Consider the following 24214-nt stretch of genomic DNA (forward strand, 5'->3'; position numbering starts at 1 on the left):
TCAGGTCCGGCGCCAGCGCGCCTCGCCGAAGCAGTAGCCCGCGAACAGCAGCACCCCCAGGGCCACCGCCACGAGCAGCCACGGCCCGACGGGGGTCGCGGCGAACGCCCGGAGCGTCGCGTCGATGCCGCCGGCCTTGTCGGGGTCGGCGGTGAGCGCCGCCTGCACGACGAAGACCCCGGCCAGCCCGGCGATGGCGCCCCTGGCCAGGTAGCCCGCCGTGCCCAGCTTCTCCATCGTCCGCTCGGCCCCGGGCGACATCCGGCCCGTGTCCAGGTCCTCGCGGAACTTCTTGGTCAGCCCGGACCGCGCCCAGTACACGCCCAGCCCGATGACGCCGAGGCCGATCAGGCCCACGATGAGCGGCCCGCCCGGCAGGTCGAGCAGCTTGGCGGTCACGTCCTGCGACTTCTTGTCCTCGGAGGCCGCTCCTCCGGCGAGCAGCACGCTCAGCAGGGTGAAGACGATCAGCACGTACACGCCGGTCCGGAGCACCGCCTCGACGCGGTCCAAGGTCTTGAGCCCGCCGAACAGCGCCTCCGACGCCTGCCAGAGCGACAGCGCCACGAAGCCCGCCACCATCACCCACAGGATCACCGACCCGAACGGCAGCTCCGCCACCGTGGCGATCGCGCCGCCCTTGTCGGCCTGCTCGTCCGCCCCGCCTAAGGCGATCTGCACCGCCAGCACACCGATCAGCGCGTACAGCACGCCGCGGCAGGCCAGCCCGACGCGGGTGAGCCGGTCCATCATGGGGTGCCGGACCGCCCGCCGCGCCGCGGCCGTGGCCTGCCGGCCCGCGTTCGTTGTCGTCACCGCTCCTCCTCAGGGATCGCCCGAAGACTCCCGAGTGCCCTGGAAGGCGGCCGTTAGGCATGAGGAGTGCGTCACCTGGGGGTGAGGACCCAGCTCCAGGCGCCCTCCTTCCGGCTGTCGCTCTTGCCGGTCAACGGGGTCATCCTGGTGCCGTCGACGCTGACCAGCACGAGCCCCGCGTCGAACTCGTTGGGACAGTCCCCCCGGCAGCCCAGCGCGACGACGGTGTCGTCATCCGCCCACGCCAGGAGCTGGAGCACCTGCTGGCGGCCGACCACGTCGCCGGTCCGGACGTCGGTGATGCGGGTGGGCAGGCCGGGCTCCCCGAGGAGGCGGGTGCCGTCGGGCGAGAGACGTGACCAGCCGTTACGGCCGAGGTACCGGTCGTCGGCGGGCGCGTCCTGCGGCCGCCCGTCCAGAGTGCGGTAGGCGCGGCTCGGCCTGGTCACGCTCGGTTCCCAGATGAGCGAGCCGTCCGCGCTCCAGCCCAGGTCCTGCCGGCTGTTGCCGTTGCTCGGGCCGTCGACGAAGCCCGGTTCGGAGCCGCTCCGCATCGGGGGCAGCGCGTGGTGCTCGGCCTCTCCCGTCGCGGCGTCCACGATGTAGTAGCCGGTCCTGGTGCTGGCGAAGTGCTCCTGGGAGTTCTTTCCCAGCCGCCGCCACCGGTCGGGATACTCGGAGTAGGTCGTGGCCAGGAGTTCGGTGCCGTCAGGCGACCAGACGACCGAGCCGACGGCGTGCTCCAGCCCGATGGACGACAGGATCCGCTGCGTGTTGAGATCCACGATGACCAGCCGCTTGCCGAGGCCGTCGCCGTCGATCGCCGCGGCGACCTGGAGCCCCGGCGCGACGTCCAGCCACGCCCAGGAGGTCCGCTCGTAGCCGCCGGTGCGGGGATCGTACAGCCACCAGACGCGCCGAAGGCGTTCTACGGAGTTGGGGAGCTTCTCGAAGCTGTACGTCCAGTAGGCCGACACGGCCACGTTCCCGGCGGCGACGAGCTTGCGCGGCGGCCGGTTCGCGGTGTCGGCCCGCACGTCCGTGGGGGCGGGCGACGGCCTGGCGGGCAGGGTGACCTCGGTCGCCGGCCGTACGGTGTGCTCGGCGTCGCCCGTGCCGGTGACGTACCCGGCCACCGCGAGGAGCACTCCCGTGACGAGGGCGACCGCCGTCACGGCCGGCCACCGGACGCGCCTGCGTAGCGCCCGGTCGGCCAGGTCGTGCGGCACCACGGCCTCGTCCGCCCACTCGTGCAGGGTGTCGCGCAGCATGCGGGTCATCGTGCGACCTCCAGTTCCTCGGCCAGCTCGGGGGCGACCTCCCGCAGGCGGGTGAGGGAACGGTGCGCGGTGCTGCGTACCGTGCCGACCGAGCAGCCGAGCTGCCGCGCCACCTCGCGCTCGGGCAGGTCCTCGAAGTAGCGCAGCACGAGCACCGCGCGCTGACGTGGCGTGAGCCTGGCCAGCGCTCCCCGCAGCACCATGCGCAGCTCGCTCTGGTTGGTGCGGTCCTGTCCCGGCCCGTCGGGCGGGGTCGCCTGGACGACCTCGCCGCGCCGGCCGGTCACGCGCCACCAGCTCACCTGCTGGCGGTACATGATCTGCTTCGCGTACGCCTCGGGCGCCTCGACGCGCCGCCACCTGGCCGCCAGCTTCGCCAGCGCCGTCTGCACCAGGTCCTCGGCCGCGTGGTGGTCACCGCCGGTGAGCAGGAAGCCGAGCCGCATCAGGGCGGCAGAGCGCGCAGAGACGAACTCGCGGAAGCCTCGCTCGTCCGCGGGGTCCACGATCACCTCCATGAGGATGGGAATGTCACCCCTCAGACGCTCCGCGCCCCGCCGCGCTATGCCTGTCACCGGGACCGGAAAAGACGAACGCGGGAGGCGGCCGGTCTCCGGCCGTCCTCCCGCGTCCGGGTGGGTCAGCTCGCGGCCTGTACGGCCACGCGGGCCGCAGCGGCGGCCTCCCGCCTCGGGATGGTCCTGAGGTTGAAGGCGTACCGTGCGGTGGAGTCGGCGATCGCGTCGGAGTTGACGTCGAGCGCCGTCGCGTCGATGTTGCCGATGGTGTCGCACGCCTGGTGATAGCAGGGGTCGTAGGCGGTGCCCGCCGTGCCGCCGAACAGGGCGGCCTCCTCGGCCGTCTTGATGCCCTCGGCGCCGGTGAAGATGCCGCCGGCCGGGATGCCCACGGCGATGAACGGGCCGTAGTCGGAGCGACCGTCGAAGTCGGTGCCGACGTGGCCGAGCTCACGGGCGTCGTAGAAGGCCTCGAACCGCTTCTCGATCTCCGCCGAGCCGGGCGGGCCCGCCGGGGAGCCGGTGTTGTCGGAGTTGTCGCCGTCGTACAGCTTGATGGCGTAGTTGGGTGAGGCGACCATGTCGAAGTTCAGGTAGAGCCTGATGCGGTCGCGCTGCGCCTGCGACAGCTTCTCGACGTACTGGTCCGAGCCGAGCAGGCCGAGCTCCTCGGCCGCCCAGAACGCGAAGCGCACCTTGTTGCGCACCGGGAACCGCTTCATCTGCAGGGCGGTCTCCAGGATGGCCGCGCTGCCGGAGCCGTTGTCGTTGATGCCGGGGCCCTCGGGGACGCTGTCGAGGTGCGCGCCGACCATCACGACGTTCCCCGGGTCGCCGAGGCGGGTCTCGGCGATCACGTTGTGGTCGGTGCCGAGCTGCAGCGTGGCGTCCACCTTGAGCCGGACCGTCGCACCGGCGGTGGCGGCCAGCTCGTTGCCGACCGCGAAGTCGGCGAAGACCATCGGCACGCCGGCCCGCCACTCGCCGATGTCGAGCGGGAAGGCGTCGGTGCGGCCCTCCTGGCCCTCGTTGAAGACGATGATGCCCGACGCGCCGGCGGCGCCGGCGTTGCGGATCTTCTGGGCGAACGCGCACGTGCCGCGCTGGATCAGCGCGATGCGACCCTCGACGAAGCCTTCGAAGTCGGACATCTCGCAGCCGCTCGTCGAACTCGGCGTCGGAGCGGGCGGCAGGGTCAGGTCCACGCCCTGGACCTGGGCCGTCACGTCACCGGCCGGCGAGGGCTGGAAGGTGTGGAAGTCCTCGTTCGGTGTGTACGTCTTCTGGCCGGGAGCGGTCAGGGCCAGGGTGGGCGGGTTGTTCTCGGTCCAGCCCTGGACGAAGTTGATCGGCTCCAGGGTGACCCGGTAGCCGGCCCTGCGCAGCTTGCCCGCCACGTAGTCGCGAGAGGCCGCGTAACCGGGCGTGCCCGCGGCGCGGTTGCCCCCGTTGGCCGTGGCGATGGACTGCAGGGCGTCGAGGTGCTTCTTGACATTGGCCCCCGTGACCTGCTTCACCAGGTGCCTGGCGAAAACCTCCTCGGCCGTCTTCGCCTCGGCCGGGCCGGTCATGGCCAGCGGCAGGGCGATTGCCGTAATCAGGGCGGCGGCGCCCTTGAAAACGGATACGCGCATAGGACTCCTCCAACAACAGAAACGGCCGCAAGATCCCCCGAGGCAGCCTTATTGGAAGGTATCCCCGTGCACGGGAAACGGCTAGGGCCCGATTACGGATACGAACGTTCATGAGTCGGCCGCGTTGATATGCGAGGGGGCACGCATCGCCGGGCCCGAGGACGGTCTTCGACATGGCTGCGCCTCCCCCGGGCAGGGTGTCCCCTGACGAGCCGACCACGGAGGAGGATTCATGTCGGAGCCCGACGACCGCCCCCTCGCCGACCGGCGGGACGACCCCGAGGATTACACGGAGGCCGACTTCGCCGAGGAGTTCTCCCCCTCGCCCACCGACCCGGCCAACCAGCCGGAGGGTGACCCACATGAGCGGGTCTACGGGGAGGACGAGGGTTACGAGCGGCCCACCGACGCCTGACCGCCGGCCGTTCGGCGGAGCCGCGTCCGCACCGCTGGAACGCGGCAGAGGTTGAGGTCCGGCGAGTGACCGGGCGCGCCTTTCGACCGCGTGCTCCCGGGTAGGGGCGGGCTCATGAGATATCACGTGCTCGCCTGCGACTTCGACGACACCCTCGCCACGCGGGGCGCGGTGGCCGACGAGACGGTCAGGGCACTGGAGCGGGTCTCCCGCTCCGGCCGGCGGCTGCTGCTGGTCACGGGCCGCGAACTGGACGACCTGCTCGCCGTGTTCCCGCATGCCGACCTGTTCGACCTGGTGGTCGCCGAGAACGGCGCGCTGCTCTACGATCCCGGCGAGCGGACCAGGGACACGTTGGCCCCGCCGCCGCCGGAGGAGTTCGTGGAGCGGCTGAAGGGGCAGGGCGTGACGCCGCTGGGCGTCGGGGCGGTGATCGTCGCCACCCGCGAGCCGTACGACGAGCAGGTGAACGACGCGATCCGCGACTTCGGCCTGGAACTCCAGGTGATCAGGAACAAGGGCGCGGTCATGGTGCTGCCGCCCGGCGTGAACAAGGCCAGCGGCCTGGCCACCGCCCTCCGGCGGCTCAACCTGTCGCAGCACAACGTGGTGGCCGTCGGCGACGCCGAGAACGACCACGCGTTCCTGGCCGCCGCCGAGTGCGGCGCCGCCGTCGCCAACGCCGTGCCGGCGCTGCGCGCGCAGTGCGACCTGCCGCTCGACGGGGAGGACGGAGCGGGTGTCGTCGAGCTGGCCGAGCTGCTGCTGTCGGGTGAGCTGGACGAGCGGCCGATCCCCCGGCACGACGTGCTGCTGGGCCGGGCAGGCGGGGACGGGGGCGGGGAGGTGCGGCTGCCGCCGTACGGGGCGGGGCTCGTCGTGGCCGGGCCGTCGGGCAGCGGCAAGTCCACGGTCACCACCGCGCTGCTCGAACGGCTCATCGAGGGTGGCCACCAGTGCGTGGTCATCGACCCGGAGGGCGACTACGCGGAGTTCCCGGAGGCGGCCGTGCTGGGCGACCCCGACCGGCCGCCGGGCGTCGAGGAGGTGCTGAAGCTGCTGGAGTCACCCGAGCAGAGCGCGGTCGTGAACATGATCGGCATGGCGCTGCGCGACCGGCCGGCGTTCTTCGCCGAGTTGCTGCCCCGCCTGACGGCCCTGCGGACGCGCCTCGGACACCCGCACTGGGTCGTGGTGGACGAGGCACACCACCTGATGCCGGCGGAACTGCAGGAGGTGCCGATCAAGGACGTGCGCGACCTCGGCTCGCTGCTGATGATCACCGTGCACCCGGAGGCGCTGAGCCCGGCGGCGCTGCGCCTGGTCGGCACCGTGCTCGCGGTCGGCGCGCGGCCGGGCCGCACGCTGGCCGCGTTCGCCGACGCCCTCGGCCGGCCGGCCCCGCCCGGTGACGGCCTGCCCGAGGGAGGCGTGGTGCTGTGGCGGTGCGACGCCGACCGGGCCCAGCCGGTCGAGGTGGAGCCCGCCCGCACCGAGCGCACGAGGCACCGGCGCAAGTACGCGGCGGGCACCATGTCCAAGGACAAGAGCTTCTACTTCACCGGCCCCGCGAACCGCCTGCGCCTGCGCGCCCGCAACCTGCACACCTTCATCGAGCTGAGCGAGGGCGTGGACGAGGAGACGTGGCTCTACCACCTGGAGCGCGGCGACTACTCCAGGTGGATTCGCGAGTCGCTGGGCGACGACGAGCTGGCCGACGCGGTCGCCGGCGTCGAGCGCTGCGAGCGCGGCGAGCGCGACGCCCGGGACAGCCTGCGCCGTGTCACGGCCCTCATCGAGGAGCGCTACACGCTGCCGTCCGAGCCGACCAAGTACGACCCGGACCACGACGACCGGTAGCGGGGACCTGCCCTACTTCACCTACCGGCGCGCGCAGGCGCCCGGCCGAGCCTCCTGGCTGTCGCGCGCGCAGAGGGGACTCAACCGTCGCCCTTCACGTTGTTCACGTCCTTCAGTCGTCCTCGTCGTCGTCCCAGTCGTCATCGTCGTCCCACAGGTCGCTGTCGGACAGCGGGTGCTCGTCGTCGATGAGGGACCTGTCCACCGAGCGCCGCCAGGCACTCTTCTCGTCCGGGTCCGCCCAGTCCTCCTCGGTGATCCTCGGGATGGGGATGGTGGCCTGCCGGTGGTCGACCATCCAGGAGTTGCGGAAGAAGTCGAACGTGAGGTGGTAGCAGCCGGCGGACTCGGCGTACATGATCGGCGGTACGAGGAACCGCGTCACACCGACCTTGGCCGCGACGATCACGTAGTCCTCGGGGATGGATTCGTCGTTCCAGCAGGCGGCGAAGTTGACCGGCTTGAGTGTGTCCTTGCCGAGCACGTGGATCAGGGTGTCATGGATGACGAACCGGTCCGGGTCCAGAGCCACGTCCTCGCCGAGCATGAGGATCGGCGCGGGCAGGATGTGCGCCTTGGCGAAGGACTGCGCGTCGGTGTAGACGTCGATGATCTCGTCGTGGCGTGTGGGGTCGTAGTTTCCGGAGGAGTGGAACGGGCAGCAGATCCGGCCGTCGAGTCGTTCCGGCTCGGGGAAGAAGGCCGACTTGTCCACCCGCGTCATGGCGGACCCGCTGTGCCTGGCCCGCAGGAACTCCGGGATCCAGCCGGCGTCGTCGGACTCGATCACCTCTGTCTTGCAGAGCGCCCGGAACGCGGTGTCGCCGAGCTTGCAGTTGAAGTAGTCGAGCAGGGTGAGCGCCGCGCACTCCGCCAGCGACAACGCGTCTGTCTTGGCGAACCAGAAGTCGTAGCCGTTGGCCACGAAGTGCACTCCCCTGAACTCCTTGTGCACGAAGGTCTCGCGGGTGGGGCCCTCCCCCAGGCCGGCCCAGTGCGCGGCCGCCACCTGGTTGTAGTAGGCGTCGGCGTGCCGGGCCAGCTCCGGCGCGAACACGCTCTCACCCGTCAGGTAGCACGCCTTGCTGAACAGCTCGCCGATCTCCGGCGCCTCGGTGACCTCGTCGGCGGCGAAGACGAGTTCGGTACGCAGGAACACCTTGCGGCCGTCGCCGTAGGGGGCGCCCTCGTGCTCGTACCGCTGATCGAAGATCACGCAGGTGAACTCGCCGATCTCGCCGAACGCGGCGCCGCCGACCAGGTCCAGCGCCGGCGACCCCGTACCGCCGGTCAGGTACAGCAGCACGGTGTACCGGGAGATGTGCCGCCGCGCCGCGTCGAAGTACGGCGTGTCCCGATGCCGGTGGAAGTTCGCGTCGCCGGGCTCGAACCGGTTGCAGCGGAACACCGGGTTCACATGCGAGAACCCCACCACCACCGCCGGCGGCAACGCGTCGGCGACCGCCGCGGTCAACGCCTCGGCCAGCAGCGCCGAGTGGAAGATGAATCGTTCACCGCCCCTGGACGCGGCGTTCAGCGGCGGCACGTACAGGTTCAGCTCGTCCAGCCGTGCCAGCCTGGCCCGTGTCTCCTCCGGCAACCGCAGCGAGAACGAGAACACCCCCTCCGCGTGCTCCGCGCGCCCGGCCGGCTCCGCCTCCAGCGGGACGTCCTCGAACAGGCGGTCCAGCGGGACGATGTTCTCGAACGTGCGGAATGACAACTCGTGCGGATCCACGAACACGGCCGCGAGGTACGGCGCGTCCGCGCTGGGCCGGGCGAACAGATCCCGCACCCGCTCGTCGATCCGTTCGGCATCGATAAACCGCACCGCCTTGAAGCGCGCCGACGGATGCCAAGACAGGTCCAGGCCGTCCACCGTCGCGGCAGGCACGGCATCGGTCGCGTCCACCTCCGCCCGATACCGGGCGACCTCCTCGGCGGGCGCGTCCGGGGCCGACAGGACGAAGAACCGATCCCGAAGGTCGATGCTCACACGCACCTCCACAAGCTGCGCAGTCCCGACGGAAGATGTGCGGCGTGCGCCAGTTTCCGCACGCCGTCCTGGCCCACGTCGGAGTCGTAGAGCCACAGCCGCGTGAGGGACCCGGCGAACGGGGCGGCGAGCAGGGCCTCCGCGCCCGTCTCGCCGATGTCGTTGTAGCGCAGGTCGAGCTCGGTCAGCTCCGGGAACCGGTGCAGGGAACGCACGCCCTCGGCGGTCACCCCGTTGCGCTGCAGGTGCAGGCGGCGCAGTCCGCCCAGGTGCGGGGACGCCGCGAGGGCCGCGAGTCCGGCGTCGCCGAGGCGGCAGTACCGCAGGTCCAGCGCCCGCAACCGGTCCAGGCGCAGCGCGGCGACGATCGCGGCGTCGTCGGGGCCGAGCTTCAGATAGGAGAGGTCAAGCTCGACGAGTCGCCCGGCATCCAACCCGGCGAGGGCCCGCATGTCCAGGCGCCCACGACGCGCCGCGGCCTGCGGGCCGTCCTCCTCGTCGTCCTCGTCCCCCTCGTCGTCGTCTTCCCAGTCGTCGTCCTCGTCGTCCCAGTCGTCGCCCGCGTCCTCGCGGGCCGCCGCGGCCGACGTGATTCTCAACGTGGTGACGAACCGGCTGCGCAGAACCTGCTCCACGACCTCGCGGACGTCGTCCGACCACGGGACGGACACGTCCACGGCGAAGCCGTACCGGCGCGAAAGCACCTGCGCGGACGCCGGCAGCCCGTCGTCCCATCCGGCCTCGTGCTCGGCGACGAAGTCGGCGATCTCGCGCTCCACCTCCGGGCGATCGGCGGGACGGGTACGCGCCAGGCGCTGCTCAAGGCGGATCAGTGTGCCTCTGGTGTCGCCCCGCTCCAGCAGCCGGTCGCTGTAGGCATGCCACGAGGCGAGGTCGTCGGGGTGGGCCCGTAAGGCTTCTTCGGCGGCGGTCGCTTGCATTCGTACGAATGTACGGAAAACTGCCGCTGCGTCAAGCCGATGTGTCAAGCTGCCAGGACGCGCCGATTACATGATCGTCGGCGTGGACAGCCTCGCGCCGCACCATGTACATTGCGGCGTCCTCGGGCGGAGTCAAGGTCCGCCTCAGCAGGAGGTCTCGACCGTGAATGCACCGGGTCCGGCCCGTTCGACGTCCGGCGAGCGGGAGGTTGAGCGCATGCCCGGCCGTCACGGCACCGCTGCCGAGAGGCAGGCGTGGGAGTCGGCCGCCCGCGCCTGTTACCGGGAGATCGGGGTCCCGTTCCCCGAACGGGTCGTGTGGGTGTCCTCGCCGCTCGTCGGCGCGTTCGCCGCACCGATCGCCGCCTGCCTGAGCACCGGCCACCGCAACAACCGCGTCCTGGACTCCGTCTACCGCGCGGTGGACGACACCGCCGGCGAGACCGTCGGCCACGCCGTGCGGGCCGCCGTCCAGGCCGCGGCCGACGGCGCGGCGAGCGATCCCGTGCACGGCGCGGCGGCCACCGCCCTGCACGCCGAGATCATCGCGGCGGTGGGCTCCGCGCTGGCCGCCACGACGGCCTCGGCGGTACGGGACGACGCGCACGTCACGCCCGCCCGCGAGGAGAGCCTCGGCGTGCTCACCGGCGCGCTGTCCATGATCGCCGAGGCGTCGGACGCGGCGGTCCGGGCGGCGGTGGACGCGGCGGTGGGCGGCCCGCGCCAGGACACGATCCGCGGCGAGGTCCGTCGGCTGTGGCGGGCCCACCTGACCTGGCGGCAGTCCGACGCCTGGCCGGCCCTGGTCGGTGGCTTCGGGCCGGACGCGGTCCCGCCGCCCGGCGAGAGCCCGTCGCGGCCGACCGTCGCGGAGCGGTCCCCGGCGCAGTCCGCGCCCGCCGGCTGGTGGTGGTGGCCCTTCCTCGACTTCGTCATGCTCTGTCCGCGCCCGGCCGAGCTGCATGTGGAGCAGGCCGGCGAGGGCCCCTGGGCCACGCACCGGCCCCATCGCGCCGACGGCCCCGCGGCCCGCTGGGCCGACGGATTCAGGGTGTACTTCTGGCACGGCACCCATGTCCCCCAGGCCGTCATCGACGACACCCTCACCGCCGACGAGATCCTCCGCGAACCCAACGCCGAGATCCGCCGCTGCGCCATCGAACGGCGCGGCTGGGACCGCTTCATCGCCGAGGCCCGCCTGGCCCAGGTCGGGCCCGCCGTGCCCGACCCCGGCAACCCCGGCCAGACCCTCACCCTGCACGACGTCCCCGAAGGCATCTACACCACACACGTACGGGTCCTGCTGTGCACCAACGGCACCGTCGAACGGGACGGCACCCGCCGCCGCTTCGGCCTCACCGTCCCCGCCGAGTGCACCGACCCCCTCGAGGCCGCCGCCTGGACCTACGGCCTCACTTCGGTGCAGTACGCCACGGCACAACGACGATCCTGACCCCCGTCCACCGGCAAAGGAGCCCGAGCAGATGCCCACCATCGAAGAGGCCATCGCCATCTTCGGCGTCACCATCGACGATCATCTCGATCGGCAGGCCGAGATCCCCATCCTGTCCGGCCTGCAGTTCCAGGGCGATGTCGCCGTCGTACCGGCCGACCGGCAGCCGGCCCGCACCCCCGTCCCCGAGACCGGCGTCCCGATCGTCCGCGGCCAGGCCGAGGCCAACACCCACCTCCTGCTCGCCACCGGCAAGGCGTTCTTCACCCCGGAGCGCTTCGGCGGGCTTGTGCTCGGCGTGCTGACCGTCGCAGCGGACGCGACCGCCTACCTCGCGCACCCCGAACACGCCTTCACCGGCATCGCGCCCGGCACCTACGAGCTACGGCGCCAGCGCGAGCAAGCCGACCAGGCCCGGCTGGTCGCCGACTGAGGAACGCTCGATCGCCGTGGCCCGGGGAGATCAGGTCGATCTCAACCGACGTCGAGGTCACGCTGTCGTGGTGGCGCGGGGACTCTCCATCCGGCTTGTACGGTTCACCGCACGTGCGGTGAGGGCGCCGACCGCGCAGATGACCGTGAATCCGAACATCACGTATCGCGCCGAATCGAGCATCGACCCGCCACCCAGGTTGACCAGAACTCCGGCGACCGCCGTGCCGAACGCGATCGACAGGCTCGTCACCGTGGCGATCCCCGCGGCCGCCCGCCCGCCTTCCTCCGGATCCGAGGTGCTGGACATCGCGGCCACGGACAGGTGTGGATAGGCCAGCCCGATGCCCGAACCCGCGGCGAACAGCACCGGCACCCAGACGACCACCAGCCAGATCGGCGTATCCTCGCGCTGCAGCAGCCCCTGGACGAGGAGTCCGCACGCGAGCAGCACGGGGCCCAGCACGCGGAGCCGCCGCACCGCGTGCTCCCCGGTCATCGACGAGCTGCCGATCTGGGTGAGCGACCAGCCGAGCGAGATGGCCGCGGCGAAGAACCCGGCCACCAGGGGCGGCAGGCCCGCCAGCCGCTGGCCGAACAGCGGGAGGAACGACTCGACCGCGACGCCGAAGGCGAGCAACCCCAGCGTCAGGTACACCCACTTCAACGACGAGCCCCTCTGGTACGTCGTACGCGGAAAGACCCGCGTCCCGCTCCGCCGCTCATGGACCGCGAACCCGACCAACAGCAACAGCCCTCCCGCGATGCCGGCGGCCTTCGTGAGGGTGCCCGGCAGGACTGCCGCCACGCTCACGGCTGCGGCGGACGCCATGACGAGCAGCAGCGACACGGCCGGGATCGGCGGGCGGGCGTCACTGCGCTCGCCCCGCGGCAGCACGCGCGGCACGATCGCGCAGCAGACGGCGGAGACCGCCGCCATCGTCGCGAACGCCAGCCGCCACGATGTCAGCTGGGCGAACAGGCCGCCGAGCGCCGGGCCGGCGAAGTTGCCGACACCGTACATCGCCGACATCAGCGCCGCGCCACGCGTCCAGAGCCAGGGCGGCAGCGCCGACCGGATGACGGCGAAGCCCAGCCCGGACAGCAGCCCGGCGCCGAGCCCCTGCACCCCGCGAGAGGCCAGCAGCACCGCCATCGCCGGGCTGACCGCACAGGCCAGCGAACCCACCGTGAACGTGCCGAAGCCCAGCAGGTACGCGCCGACGTTCCCCCACCGGAACAGGAACCGGCCGGAGAGCATCGTCGCGATCACCATGGCGATGAGATAGGCCGTCATGTTCCAGGCGTAGAAGGTCGCGCCGCCGAGGTCGGCCACCGCGGTCGGCAGCAGACTCGCGGCGAGGTAGATGTTGATCGCGCCGACGAGCACTCCGCTCGCCAGCACGACCGCCGCGCCCAGATGCTCCGGACCCAGCAACTCTCGCCAGGAGGACGGCGCCGGGGCCGAAGCGAGATCCCGGCGCTCACCTCCGTCGTCTGATGGGCGGGGGCGTCCGCCCGTTCCAGCACGCTCCGTGCCGGACTGTTCATGGTCACTCATGACTTCGAGCATGTCGTTGAACCGGCCCCGGAGCCTCTCCGCCGGCCCGCCATGGGTGGTGCTGGACCGTGGAGCGCGAAAGTCTCAAGCCCGCGTGGAAGCCTGTCGCAACGGGTGTCACGCTGCGGCACGAGGGCCCGCACCTCGCCTGATCACTCGCATGTCGCACCCTTCGGCCAGGAGGGTCAAAAGTCGGGCGCCCAGGGTTCTCGCCAGGAAGATTCGCAGGTAGTCAGCGGGATTCACGGGTAGCGTCCCACGTCATGACCTGGCAGCGGAAGGTGAACCAGGCGCTCGGCAGGTTCGCCGGCGTCCGGTTGGAACGGGTCGGACCGGCGCCGAAGCCCGGCGAAGCCGGGGAGCCGGAGATCAGGCCGCCCGCCGATCCGGCCCTCGACAGGCTGCTGACCGCGCCGGTGTTCGTGCTGTCCCCGGTCCGGTCCGGCTCCACGCTGCTGCGCGCGATGCTCGACGCTCATCCCCTGCTGCACGCCCCGCACGAGCTGCACGTGCGCAGGCTGACCGTCGGCTTCGGCACCGCCCTGGCCAGGAACGCGATGGAGGCGCTCGGCCACAACCAGGCCGACCTCGAACACCTGCTGTGGGACCGGGTCCTGCACCGCGAGCTGGTACGCAGCGGCAAGCAGTACATCGTGGACAAGACGCCCGCCAACGCCTTCGCCTACCGGCGCATCGCCACCTGCTGGCCCGACGCCCGTTTCGTCTTCCTGCTGCGCCACCCCGCCTCGATCGCCGCCTCCTGGTACGAGGCCGACCCTGACCGGCGCTCCCGCGAGGAGGCGGCGGCCGACGCGCTGCGCTACATGAAGGCCGTGCAGCGGGCCAGGAAGGGGCTGCCCGGCCTGACCGTCCGCTACGAGCGCCTCACGGCCGACCCGGAAGGCGTCACCAGGGCCGTCTGCGAACACCTGGGCATCCCGTGGACGCGGGAGATGCTGGAGTACGGCACCCCGGGCGTGGTGCGCAAGGGGCTGGGCGACTGGCAGGACAAGATCCGCTCCGGCACCGTCCAGCCCGGCCGCGACCTGCCGGCCCCCGACGAGATCCCCGAGGCCCTGCGTCCGATGTGCCGGAGCTGGGGCTACCTGTGAAGATCCGCTATCTGCTGCTGCACGCCTACGGGGTGGGCGGCACGATCCGCACGGTGTTCAACCAGGCGGGCGCGATGGCCGCGCTGGGCCACGAGGTCGAGATCGTCAGCGTAGTCCGCCGCCGCAACACCCCGCAGTTCGGCCTCGACGACCGGGTGCGGATCGAGTCGCTGGTCGACCAGCGCGACGGGGTGCGGCGCGACTCCGTGGGCCGCAGGGCGTGGCGGCGGGTCCGGGGCAGGATGGTGCCGCGGGGCGAGTTCGCCGCCGACTACTTCACCGAGCGGGTGGAGCGGGCCGTCATGGACTACGTCTCCTCGCTGCGCGACGGCGTCCTCGTCACCACCCGGCCCGCGCTCAACCTCATCGCCGCCCGCCGTGCCCCGAAGGGCGTCGTCCGGGTGGCGCAGGACCACATGAACCTCGACGCCTACCCCGCGACGGTCCGCGACGACATCGCCCGCTACTACGGCCGGTTCGACGCCGTGGTGGTGCTGACGCGGTCCAACCAGCTCGCCTACCGCGAGCTGCTGCCGGGCACGCCGATCGTGCGCATCCCCAACATCGTCGAGCCGTCCGGCGCGCTGTCGCGGCAGGAGAACCCCGTCGTGGTCGCGGCCGGGCGGCTGGTCCGGCAGAAGGGCTTCGACCTGCTCGTCCAGGCGTTCGGGCAGGCCGTACGGCGGCATCCCGAGTGGGAGCTGCGCATCTTCGGCTCCGGGGCGAGGAAGGCCACGCTCGCCGCGCTCATCGAGGCCCAGGGGCTCGGCGACCGCGTCCGCCTGTTGGGCCGCACCACCCGCCTCGACAGCGAGCTGGCCCGCGCCTCGATCTACGCGCTGTCGTCACGCTTCGAGGGGCTGCCGATGGTGATGATCGAGGCGATGGGCCACGCGCTGCCGGTGGCCGCGTTCGACTGCCCCACCGGCCCGGCGGACGTGCTGACCCACGAGATCGACGGGCTGCTCGTGCCGCCGGGCGACGTCGGCGCGCTGGCCGCCGCCCTCGACCGGCTGATGGGCGACCGCGACCTGCGGCTGCGCCTCGGGGCCGAGGCCGCGCGCACCGCCCGGTCGTACGCGCCGGACGTCGTGATGCCGCTGTGGGTGGACCTGTTCTCCCGGCTGCTCGACGGGCGGCCCGTCGGCGACGCGCCCGAGACCGGCTAGAGCTCTGCGGTGTCCCGGAAACCTCCGCCGGTCACTCGCGGCGGGCGGGCAGCTCGGGCCGCTCCTTCGTCCATCCGACGGCCTGGTAGGCGGTCGAGTGCCGCAGCTCCACCCGGCGCCCGTCCGCCGTCGTCTCCGCCGACGTGGTCTCCCTCGCCAGGATGAGACCCTTGTCCGGGTCGATCAGGAGGCGCCAGGCGACGCGCTCCCCGTCGTACCGGGCCCTCGAGAGGTCGAGCGCCTGGCCGCGACGCCCCAGCGCGTCGACGGTCTCCCCTCCGGCCCGCATGCCGGGGAGACCGGCGAGCACCCGGTAGGCGGCGGCGCGCACCTTCGGCGAGACCGCCACACCGACGATGAGATGCAGGGCCTGCTCACGCAGCGCCTCGTCCATGTTCGCGGGCTTCCTGGAGCCCTGGGTCAGGCCCGCCTCCAGGTAGGCACGCAGGCCGTCCGGGGTGTCGGGGATCCGGCTCAGCTCCTCCCAGGTCAGCAGCCCTTTGAACAGGTCGCCGCCCGAGCCCACCCACTTGCCGCGCAGCCGGCCGGCGGCCGGCGCCTCCGCCTCCGTCCTGAGCGTCTGCAGGGTGACCTTCGGGTTGTGCGGGGCCGGGTACTTCCAGGTGCTCGGCGAGCCCGCCGCCCGCCAGAGCGCGCGGTCCTCCGCGGTGGCGGGGCTCGCGCCCAGGGCTCGGTGGATGCGCCAGCTCTGGTCACCGGGCCGGCGGGCCAGCCACGTCTGTTCGGACCTGCGGCGTTCGAGGACGTAGGTGCCACCGGGGTCGAGCACCTGCCCGTGGTCGAACCGCGTGGTGCGCCAGTAGACGCCGTTCGCGGGGGCCTTCTCGGCCGCGTCGGCGGCGACCAGCAGGAGCTTCCGCGCCCGCGGGTCGACCGCCCGGGGATCCGGCGCGGCCGACGCGGGTGCCGTGGGAGCGACCGACGGGCCGGCGGCCGGCGGGCCCGCGGGCGTGGCCGGGCCGCCCGGCCAGACGATGGCGGCACCCGCCAGGATCGTCGCCGCGGTCGCCGCCGCCGCGCCCAGGGCGGGCCACCGCCTGCGCCCCCGCGCCCACGGGCGCCGGCCCGCCCGCGGCCCGCCTGGCCGTCGCGCGTCACCACCGGCGGGCCGGTCGGACGCGCCACTTCGGGCCGGCCCGCCGGACCGACCTGGCGCGGACCCGTCGGCGCCATCGGGCCAGGACGACCCGTCGGCGCCGTCAGGCCAGGAAGACCCGTCGGCGCTGTCGGGCCAGGCGGAACCGTCGACGTTGTCAGGCCAGGCGGGTTCCTCGTGCTCACCGGCCGTGGACTGCCGGGCCAGGGCCTCGGTCAGGCGCGCCCGGCCCGCCACGACCGTGTCCAGCGACGGCTCCGGCAGGCCCAGCAGCGCGCGCACCGCGTCCAGGTCCCGCCGGTCGCCGAGCCCATCGCTGACCCCTTCGCCGAACCGGTCGCCGGGCCCCCCGAGCGCGCACAGGTCACGGCGGGCGGCACCGTCGCCTTCCCGGCGGGCGTGGCCGTTCAGCTCACTCATTCCGAGCCTCCGATCATGGGGTTGACGCCGCCGAGGGCCGCGCGCAGCCTCCTGCGCGCCCGGTTGAGCCGGGAGCCGACCGTGCCCGGCGGGATGTCGAGGGCGAGCGCGACCTCCTCGTAGCTGAGGTCGGCGAGCGCGACGAGCAGCAGCACGTCGCGGTCGCCGTCCGGGAGCCGGCGCAGTTCCGCCGCGAGCGGCCCCTGCGCGCTCGCGGCGACGAGCCGAGCCGCCACCCGGTCCTCGTGCCCGCCCTCCGCCCGGCCTTCGGCGGGTGTCCGCTGCAACGCCTCCAGCCTGCGCGTCTCGCTCCGGCGGTGCTGGGCGAGGAGGTTGGTGGCGATGCCGAACAGCCAGGGCCGCACGGCGCCCCGACCGGGGTCGAAGGTGCGCCGCTTGCCGAACGCCACGAGGAACGTCTCCGCGGCGAGGTCGTCGGCGACCTGCGGGCCGGCCCGTCCGGCGAGGTAGCGGTAGACGTCGCCGAAGTAGCGGTCGTAGAGCACCGCGAAGGCGTCGGGGCGGCGCCACGACCGCTCGATGAGCGTGACGTCGTCGACCCTCGCGGTCACGTCGGGGGGAGCGGCCATCCGCTGGTGTCCCTTCTCCTGAGGTACATCTCTACTCCGCCGCAGCCCCGATTCGTCTTCATCCGGGCGGTGCCGTGCTCGGCGGAAACGCGGGCGGGGCGCGTCATCGGGCTGCCCTTCGTACCGTGAAGCGGACTAAACTGCCCGTGTCCGAGAAAGAGAAGACGGTGACGACGAGCACATGACGGCAACGTTGATCGATCCGGGCGTGGAGGCGACCAGGCTGGCGGCCGTCCGGCGCTACCAGATCCTCGACACGCCTCCGGAGAGCGCCTTCGACAGGATCGTGCAGCTCGCGGCGCGCGCCTTCCGGGTGCCGATGGCCTCGGTGACGATCGTCGACGAGGACCGGATCTGGTTCAAGGCGCGGACGGGCCTGCTCGACGGCCTCACGCAGGTCTCCCGCGACGCGGGCCTGTGCGCCTCGGCGATCACCCAGTCCGACCCCTACGTGGTGGCCGACACGCTGGCCGACCCGCGGACGGCCGGCAACCCGCTGGTGACCGGCGCGCCGGGGATCCGCTTCTACGCCGCCGCCCCGATCTCCACGACCGACGGCCTGCACCTGGGCACGGTCAACGTGCTCGACGTCCGGCCGCGCGAGGTCACCGAGGAGGAACTGCGCACCCTCGTCGACCTGGCCGCCCTCGTGTCCGGCGAGCTGGAGCTGCGGCTGTCGGCCCGGACCGCCGTCGAGCGCGAGCGCAGGCTGCGCGAGCAGGCCGAGGCGGAGCGGGGCCGGCTGGAGCTGCTGACCTCGACGCTGCGCCGGGTGCTGCTGCCGCCCTCCCCGCCCAAGGTTCCGGGCCTCGACATCGCCACCCACTACCACGTCGCCTCGGCCGACCAGGTCGGCGGCGACTTCTTCGACGTCTTCCGGGTCGACGAGAACGACTGGGGGTTCTTCCTCGGCGACGTGTGCGGCAAGGGCGCCGACGCGGCGGTGGTGACGGCCCTGGCCCGCCACACGTTGCGCGCCGCCGCCGTCTACGCGGGCGACCCTCAGGACGTGCTGACCAACCTCAACGCGGTGCTGATGGACGAGTTCCTCGGGGCCGACCCGTGCTACTGCACCGTCGTGTACGGCGTGCTCACCCCGGGCGACGACGGGGTGCGGGTCAGCCTGGCCGGGGGCGGCCATCCGCCGGCGCTGGCCGTACGCGCCGACGGCACGGTGGACACCGTCCACACCGAGGGCGGGATGCTGGTCGGGTTGCTGCCCGAGGCCCGGTTCTCGGTGGCGAGCACGTTCCTGCGCCCCGGCGACGGCCTGCTCCTCTACACCGACGGGCTCACCGAGGCGCGCACCCCCGCCGGCCACATGTACGGCGAGGACCGCCTGATCAGCCTGGCCGCGACGCTGGCCGGGCAGCCCGCGCAGGCGGTGGTGTCGCGGCTGGAGGAGACCCTGTCCGCGTTCGGCCCCGGCCTGACCGACGACACGGCCATCCTGTCCATGACCGTTCCTCCGATCGTGAAAAGGCAATCCCGGTGACCGCACCTGTTCAGCTGACGCAGATCTCGGCCGACGCCGCCACCGGCACGTGTGTCCTGGCCCTGAGCGGGGAGCTCGACTACATCAGCGCGGCGCAACTCCGCACCGACATGGCGAACACGCTGACCCCCGACCACCGGCACCTGGTCCTCGACCTGAGCGGGCTGGAGTTCTGCGACTCCACCGGCATCCGGACGTTCCTGGTGTTCCGCAAGCTCATCCTCGAACGCGGCGGCACCGTCGCGCTCGCCGGCCTGACCGCGCGGCTCGACCGGGTCTTCCGCATGACGGGGCTGTCGCAGGCGTTCGACCTCTATCCGAGCGCCGATCAGGCGACCGCCGCCATCACGGGAAAGAGCTGACCGGCTCCGGGTAGGCCGATCGCCAACCCTAAAATGGACAAAACTCGTAGAACGCCGCGCTAGCACATACTTCGCGCAACCACGAGCAGGCGTACCGCGATATTCGTCATGCGAATCCCAAGCTTCCTTGGACGACCGCGACGCAGGTGAAGGGCTATGGTTCGGTCATGGCGACCTTCGCTCGGCCCAGGTTCCCGGACCCATGGAATTGCTGATGTCCTGGCTGACGTTGGCCTACCGGCATCTGCCCGGCGTCACCGTGATCTCGCTGCACGGCGACCTGGACGCCACGAACGCCGGCCGGCTGGAGACCTTCGTCGCGGACGTCCGCCGGCAGCCCGGCGACCACCTCGTCCTCGACATGGCCGGGGTGCGTTTCATGGACAGCGCCGGCCTGCGCGCCCTGCTCAGCTCCTACTCCACGACGGCCCGGCACGGCGGCAGCGTCCGGCTGGCCGCGATGCAGGCCATGCCGGCCCGCATCGTCGAGATCACCCGGGTCGGCTCCCACCTGCCGGTGCACGAGACGGTCGACGACGCGCTGACGGCCGTGCTCGACCCGCCGGAGCCTCCCCGCCGCCCCGTCCACGGCACGGGCAACGGCGGCACCGGCGTCGCCTGACCCCGTCCTTTACGCGGTCCCCACCCGGTCCCCCACGCGCGACGCCCCGCTACGGGCGACCGCCGATGCGCGAGGCGACCTCCTTGAGCCGCCCGGCCGGGCCGCCGTCCGGGGCCAGCGGCGCCGTGTCCATCCCGGCGCCGTCGTGGAGCCCCGCCATCATCTCCAGCACGGCGTCGTCGGCCGGGTGCCGCGGCGTCCAGCCCAGCACCTCGTGGGCCCGCCGCGTGCTCATCACCGGCAGTTGCAGCAACATCTCGAACAGTCCGGGCGCGGCGGGCAGCAGCCGCAGGTGCCAGCCGGCGGCCATGGCACCGCGCGCCATCCACGCCGAGACCGGCACCGTCCGCGCGCCGAGCAGCCGGGCCAGCTCCGCCGGCCCCAGCACCGGCTCGGCGGCCAGGTTGAACGCCCCGGAAACCGGTCTGGTGACGGCCAGCCGGTACGCCTCACCGGCGTCGTCGGCGTGCAGCGCCTGGAACCGCAGCCCCGGGATGTCCGGCACGAACGGGATCATCCCCGGCCGCACCAGCCGCCGCGGGACGAACGGGCCACCGAACAGCCGCCGCTGCTCGGTGCCCGCCTCGCGCTTGAAGATGAACCCCGGCCGCATGCGCACCACGCGGACGTCCGGGTTGTCGTACTCGAAGACGTCGAGCACCCGCTCGACGTACGCCTTCTCCCGCGCGTAGGCGGCTCCCGGCCAGCCGTGGGTCGGCCAGCTCTCGTCCACCGGCTCCTCGCCGGGCCCCGGCGAGTACGCCCCCACGGAGGAGGCGTACACCAGAGCGGGCACTCCCGCCTCCGCGGCCGCGCGGAACACCCGCATGCTCCCCAGCACGTTGGCCCGCCAGGTGATGGTGGCGTCCCTGGTGGGCTGGAACAGCCACGCCAGGTGCACCACCACGTCCGCCCCGTCGAAGATCTGGGCCAGGTCCCCGGTGACCACGTCGGCCTGCCGCCACTCGGCGCGGCTGCCCCGCCAGCCGGGTGCCCGCCGGGCCACGCCGACGATGGAGGCCACGTCCGGGTCGTCTTCCAGGGCGCGCACCACGCTCGTGCCGACGTTGCCCGTCGCCCCCACCACGACCACTCTCATGAGGGGCTCCGCTGCCCCCGCGCCCGGCCCCGAAACTTCGCGGCCGGGGCGGGCTCAGGAGCGGGCGGCCTTGCGCAGCAGGTCGAGGTGGCTGCGCAGGGAGGGCAGCGTGGTCTTGGCCAGCGCCACGACCTCGGGCGCGCTGCCCCTGGTGATCTGGCGGCGGGTCGCGGCGATGGCGTCCTTGTGCGACTTGAGCATCTCGGCGACGAACTTGCGGTCGAAGCGTGCGTTCGAGGCCTGCGCCAGCGCCTCGGCCTGCTTGCTCTGGGCCTCGGTCAGGGTGCCGGGCAGGTCGACGCCGAACTGCTGGGCGCTGCTGAGCAGGTTCTCGTCGAGCTTGGCGCGCTCGGCTACCAGGGTGTCGCCGAGTGCCTTGACCTCGGCGCTCTTGGCGTGGGTCTGCGCCAGCCGGGCGACGTGGATATCGGCGATGCCTCCCTGGTGGATCGTGCGCAGCCAGGTGCGGTCCTGGCCGGACAGGTGGACGGGCGCCGCGGCCGGGGCGCCGGCCGGCGCCCCGTCGGTGGCGGCCGTGTCGGTGGTGGCTCCCCCGCATCCCGCGGACGCGGTGACGGCGAGGGTGGCGAGAAGCAGGCTCAGGTGCGAACGGCGCATGGACATGGAATCCCCACTTGTTTCGAGCACTCAGCGTATGGCCACAAGTAGACACCTTTCGGATGCGCAGAGTAATCGAGCTACGCAAGGGGGTTTACACAATGTGTATTCAAACAATAACGTCGCGTAGCGAATCCGTTGCCGGAAGGGGCGCCAGGGCATGGCACTGAGCTACACGCGCAATCTGGTCGGGCCGCGCATCGACGAGCGGCTGCTCGGGTTCCTCGACTCCTGGCGCGCCCCCGTGTCCGATCCGGACGTCGTGTCGGCGTACGAACTGCTCACCGACTTCATCATGGGCGGCGGCAAGCGCATCCGCCCGCAGCTGTGCTACTGGGGGTGGTGCGGGGCGGGCGGCGACGACTGCGAGGAGATCATCAGCGCGGCGGCGGCGCTGGAGCTGTGCCACGCCGGGCTGCTCATCCACGACGACATCATGGACGGCAGCGATCTGCGGCGCGGCCACGCGACCGTGCACCGCAGGCTCGCCGCGCTGCACCAGGGGCCGGGCTCCGACACCTTCGGCCAGGCGGCCGGCATCCTGCTCGGCACGCTCAGCCTGGCCTGGGCCGACGCGCTGCTGTCGTCGTGCGGGGTCGAGCCCGCCCGGCTGCGCGTGGCCCACCACCTGTTCGACGCCATGCGCAGCGAGGTCATCAGCGGCCAGTACCTCGACATCCTGGCCCAGCTGCGGGCCGGCGTGTCCGTGCAGCAGGCGCTCACGGTGATCCGCTACAAGACGGCCAAGTACACCGTCGAGCGGCCGTTGCAGATCGGCGGCGCGCTGGCCGGGGCTCCGCCGGAGCTGCTCGACGCCTACTCCCGCGTCGGCCTGCCGCTGGGCGAGGCGTTCCAGTTGCGCGACGACGTGCTGGGCACGTTCGGCTCGTCGGCCGAGACCGGCAAGTCGGCGCTCGACGACCTGCGCGAGGGCAAGCACACCGTGCTGTTCGCGCACGCGGTCCAGCGGGCCACGCCCGCGCAGCGCACCTATCTGCGCACCTGGCACGGCCATCCCGACCTGACCGAGGAGCGAGCCGGCGAGCTGCGCACGATCCTCGTCGACACGGGGGCGCTCGCCGAGGTCGAGGAGATGATCGACGACCGGGTCCGCGAGGCGGTGGCGGCCATCGAGGGCGCGCCGATCGTGCCCGAGGTGCGCGAGACCCTGACCGTGCTGGCCGGCGAGCTGGCCCACCGCGACCGCTGACCGGCCGCGCCTCCCCTTCCTCACTGGAACGTTCCACTTCATCATGTCCACAGCTGAAGAACGGCGGCACACCATGACAGAGACGACCGAGCCGGCCCTGCCCAACGGGCAGCAGCTCAGCCTCAGCACCGAGGCGGCACGCAACCTGGCGACGACCACCAAGACCGCTCCGCAGATGCAGGAGATCACCTCGCGGTGGCTGCTGAAGCTGCTGCCGTGGGTGCAGACCGCCGGAGGCGTGTTCCGGGTCAACCGGCGGCTCACCTACACCCTGGGCGACGGCCGGATCACGTTCTCCACGACCGGGGCCGAGGTGCGGGTCATCCCCGCCGAGCTGACCGAGCTGGCGCCGCTGCGCGGCTTCGGTGACATGGAGGTGCTGGAGGCGTTGGCCGAGCGCTTCACGCAGCGCGAGTACGAGCCCGGCCAGGCGATCGTCACCGAGGACACCCCGATCGACCAGCTCGTCCTCATCGCCCACGGCCGGGTGGTCCAGACGGGTCACGGCGCCTACGGCGACGAGCAGAGCCTCGGCGTGCTGGCCGACGGCGATCACCTGGGCGAGCAGTTGCTGACCGGCGCCGGTCGCTACGGCTTCACCGCCAGGACCACGACCGCGTGCACCGTGCTCACCCTGTCGCAGCACGACTTCCGCCAGGTGCTGGAGCAGTCGGCGGCGCTGCGCGAGCACCTCGACGGCATCCAGGCCCGCCAGGCGCGGGCGAGCAACGACTACGGCGAGGCCGCGATCGAGCTGTCGTCCGGCCACACCGGCGAGCCGACGCTGCCCGGCACGTTCGTCGACTACGAGCTGAGCCCGCGCGAGTACGAGCTGAGCGTCGCCCAGACGATCCTGCGCGTGCACACCCGGGTCTCCGACCTGTACAACCAGCCGATGAGCCAGCTCGACCAGCAGCTCCGGCTCACGATCGAGGCGCTGCGCGAGCGCCAGGAGCACGAGCTGGTCAACAGCCGCGAATTCGGGCTGCTGCACAACGCCGACTTCGGCCAGCGCATCCGCACCCGCACCGGCCCGCCCACCCCCGACGACCTCGACGACCTGCTGGCCAAGGTGTGGAAGGAGCCCGCCTTCTTCCTGGCCCACCCGCAGGCGATCGCGGCGTTCGGCAGGGAGTGCTCCAAGCGCGGTCTCTACCCCCAGTCCAGCGAGGTCAACGGGCACCGGGTGCCGGCCTGGCGCGGGGTGCCGATCTTCCCGTGCAACAAGATCCCGGTCACGGAGACCCGGACGAGCTCGATCATGCTGATGCGCGTCGGCCAGGACAACCAGGGCGTCGTCGGCCTGCACCAGACGGGCATCCCCGACGAGTACCAGCCGAGCCTGTCGGTCAGGTTCATGAACGTCAACGAGAAGGCGGTCATCTCCTACCTGGTCAGCGCCTACTACTCGGCCGCCGTGCTGGTGCCCGACGCGCTCGCCGTCCTGGAGGACGTCGAGCTCGGCCGCGACAACTGACGGCACCGGTCCGGTCG

The 24214-nt window shown here is 72.4% G+C and carries 22 protein-coding genes; 11 read left to right on the forward strand and 11 right to left on the reverse strand.

From position 1 onward, the window contains the following. The 4 genes from FHU36_RS10700 to FHU36_RS10715 all read right to left on the reverse strand — a co-directional run bounded on the left by FHU36_RS10700 (window position 1) and on the right by FHU36_RS10715 (window position 4248). On the reverse strand, window positions 1-816 hold the full coding sequence (locus FHU36_RS10700; RefSeq protein WP_312891532.1) for a DUF1206 domain-containing protein: 816 nt from the start codon (window positions 814-816) through the stop codon (window positions 1-3). A 71-nt stretch (window positions 817-887) separates the two neighbouring features. Beyond that, window positions 888-2096 (reverse strand): hypothetical protein, encoded by a 1209-nt coding sequence (locus tag FHU36_RS10705; RefSeq protein ID WP_185083566.1) that lies wholly within the window; start codon window positions 2094-2096, stop codon window positions 888-890. Next, window positions 2093-2608 carry a SigE family RNA polymerase sigma factor gene (locus FHU36_RS10710; RefSeq protein WP_312891533.1) on the reverse strand — a complete coding sequence of 172 codons (516 nt, stop codon included), beginning with the start codon at window positions 2606-2608 and terminating at the stop codon, window positions 2093-2095. The genes FHU36_RS10705 and FHU36_RS10710 overlap by 4 nt, the downstream gene beginning before the upstream one ends. Before the next feature lie 128 nt (window positions 2609-2736). Continuing rightward, complete coding sequence (locus FHU36_RS10715) at window positions 2737-4248, reverse strand: M28 family metallopeptidase (RefSeq protein WP_185083568.1); 1512 nt, start codon at window positions 4246-4248, stop codon at window positions 2737-2739. 232 nt (window positions 4249-4480) lie between these two features. Here FHU36_RS10715 and FHU36_RS10720 point away from each other — a divergent pair, with 232 nt between their 5' ends. Both FHU36_RS10720 and FHU36_RS10725 read left to right on the forward strand, forming a co-directional pair. Continuing rightward, window positions 4481-4663: a hypothetical protein gene (locus FHU36_RS10720; protein WP_185083569.1), complete on the forward strand. Its 183-nt coding sequence runs from the start codon at window positions 4481-4483 to the stop codon at window positions 4661-4663. 114 nt (window positions 4664-4777) lie between these two features. Beyond that, entirely contained in the window at window positions 4778-6523 is a 1746-nt protein-coding gene (locus FHU36_RS10725; protein WP_185083570.1) for an HAD-IIB family hydrolase, read from the forward strand. A gap of 112 nt (window positions 6524-6635) precedes the next feature. Here FHU36_RS10725 and FHU36_RS10730 read toward each other — a convergent pair whose 3' ends face one another. Together FHU36_RS10730 and FHU36_RS10735 are read right to left on the reverse strand one after the other, a co-directional pair. Further along, window positions 6636-8519, reverse strand: a complete 1884-nt coding sequence (locus tag FHU36_RS10730) for a hypothetical protein (protein WP_185083571.1) — start codon at window positions 8517-8519, stop codon at window positions 6636-6638. Then, window positions 8516-9460, reverse strand: coding sequence for a leucine-rich repeat domain-containing protein (locus FHU36_RS10735; RefSeq protein ID WP_185083572.1), 945 nt, complete (start codon window positions 9458-9460; stop codon window positions 8516-8518). Before FHU36_RS10735 ends, FHU36_RS10730 begins: the two co-directional genes overlap by 4 nt. A gap of 217 nt (window positions 9461-9677) precedes the next feature. Here FHU36_RS10735 and FHU36_RS10740 point away from each other — a divergent pair, with 217 nt between their 5' ends. Next, window positions 9678-10913, forward strand: a complete 1236-nt coding sequence (locus tag FHU36_RS10740) for a DUF6745 domain-containing protein (protein ID WP_185083573.1) — start codon at window positions 9678-9680, stop codon at window positions 10911-10913. A gap of 31 nt (window positions 10914-10944) precedes the next feature. Next, complete coding sequence (locus FHU36_RS10745; protein ID WP_185083574.1) at window positions 10945-11346, forward strand: DUF8820 family protein; 402 nt, start codon at window positions 10945-10947, stop codon at window positions 11344-11346. A gap of 57 nt (window positions 11347-11403) precedes the next feature. On the opposite strand, the gene FHU36_RS10750 is transcribed toward FHU36_RS10745, so the two are convergent. Beyond that, window positions 11404-12783 (reverse strand): MFS transporter, encoded by a 1380-nt coding sequence (locus tag FHU36_RS10750; RefSeq protein WP_246502018.1) that lies wholly within the window; start codon window positions 12781-12783, stop codon window positions 11404-11406. 386 nt (window positions 12784-13169) lie between these two features. Between FHU36_RS10750 and FHU36_RS10755 the strand changes: the two genes are divergently transcribed. Both FHU36_RS10755 and FHU36_RS10760 read left to right on the forward strand, forming a co-directional pair. Beyond that, on the forward strand, window positions 13170-14018 hold the full coding sequence (locus tag FHU36_RS10755; protein WP_185083576.1) for a sulfotransferase family protein: 849 nt from the start codon (window positions 13170-13172) through the stop codon (window positions 14016-14018). After that, complete coding sequence (locus tag FHU36_RS10760) at window positions 14015-15187, forward strand: glycosyltransferase family 4 protein (protein ID WP_185083577.1); 1173 nt, start codon at window positions 14015-14017, stop codon at window positions 15185-15187. Before FHU36_RS10755 ends, FHU36_RS10760 begins: the two co-directional genes overlap by 4 nt. Before the next feature lie 31 nt (window positions 15188-15218). On the opposite strand, the gene FHU36_RS10765 is transcribed toward FHU36_RS10760, so the two are convergent. Together FHU36_RS10765 and FHU36_RS10770 are read right to left on the reverse strand one after the other, a co-directional pair. Then, on the reverse strand, window positions 15219-16724 hold the full coding sequence (locus FHU36_RS10765; protein WP_185083578.1) for a hypothetical protein: 1506 nt from the start codon (window positions 16722-16724) through the stop codon (window positions 15219-15221). Further along, a complete protein-coding gene (locus tag FHU36_RS10770) occupies window positions 16721-17314 on the reverse strand; it encodes an RNA polymerase sigma factor (RefSeq protein WP_185083579.1) in 594 nt (197 codons plus the stop codon). Before FHU36_RS10770 ends, FHU36_RS10765 begins: the two co-directional genes overlap by 4 nt. 181 nt (window positions 17315-17495) lie before the next feature. On the opposite strand from FHU36_RS10770, the gene FHU36_RS10775 reads away from it, so the two are divergent. From FHU36_RS10775 to FHU36_RS10785, 3 genes are all read left to right on the forward strand, one after another. After that, entirely contained in the window at window positions 17496-18809 is a 1314-nt protein-coding gene (locus FHU36_RS10775; RefSeq protein ID WP_185083580.1) for a PP2C family protein-serine/threonine phosphatase, read from the forward strand. Continuing rightward, a complete protein-coding gene (locus tag FHU36_RS10780) occupies window positions 18806-19171 on the forward strand; it encodes an STAS domain-containing protein (protein WP_185083581.1) in 366 nt (121 codons plus the stop codon). The genes FHU36_RS10775 and FHU36_RS10780 overlap by 4 nt, the downstream gene beginning before the upstream one ends. Before the next feature lie 202 nt (window positions 19172-19373). Next, complete coding sequence (locus FHU36_RS10785) at window positions 19374-19793, forward strand: STAS domain-containing protein (protein ID WP_185083582.1); 420 nt, start codon at window positions 19374-19376, stop codon at window positions 19791-19793. A 49-nt stretch (window positions 19794-19842) separates the two neighbouring features. Here FHU36_RS10785 and FHU36_RS10790 read toward each other — a convergent pair whose 3' ends face one another. Both FHU36_RS10790 and FHU36_RS10795 read right to left on the reverse strand, forming a co-directional pair. Further along, on the reverse strand, window positions 19843-20892 hold the full coding sequence (locus tag FHU36_RS10790; RefSeq protein ID WP_185083583.1) for an NAD-dependent epimerase/dehydratase family protein: 1050 nt from the start codon (window positions 20890-20892) through the stop codon (window positions 19843-19845). A 54-nt stretch (window positions 20893-20946) separates the two neighbouring features. Beyond that, window positions 20947-21510, reverse strand: a complete 564-nt coding sequence (locus FHU36_RS10795; protein WP_185083584.1) for a DUF4142 domain-containing protein — start codon at window positions 21508-21510, stop codon at window positions 20947-20949. Between the two features lie 160 nt (window positions 21511-21670). On the opposite strand from FHU36_RS10795, the gene FHU36_RS10800 reads away from it, so the two are divergent. Together FHU36_RS10800 and FHU36_RS10805 are read left to right on the forward strand one after the other, a co-directional pair. After that, window positions 21671-22720 (forward strand): polyprenyl synthetase family protein, encoded by a 1050-nt coding sequence (locus tag FHU36_RS10800; protein ID WP_185083585.1) that lies wholly within the window; start codon window positions 21671-21673, stop codon window positions 22718-22720. Between the two features lie 73 nt (window positions 22721-22793). Beyond that, entirely contained in the window at window positions 22794-24197 is a 1404-nt protein-coding gene (locus FHU36_RS10805; protein WP_185083586.1) for a family 2B encapsulin nanocompartment shell protein, read from the forward strand. The last annotated feature ends 17 nt before the right edge of the window (window positions 24198-24214 follow it).

It is taken from the genome of Nonomuraea muscovyensis, from assembly GCF_014207745.1.
Lineage (GTDB): Bacteria > Actinomycetota > Actinomycetes > Streptosporangiales > Streptosporangiaceae > Nonomuraea > Nonomuraea muscovyensis.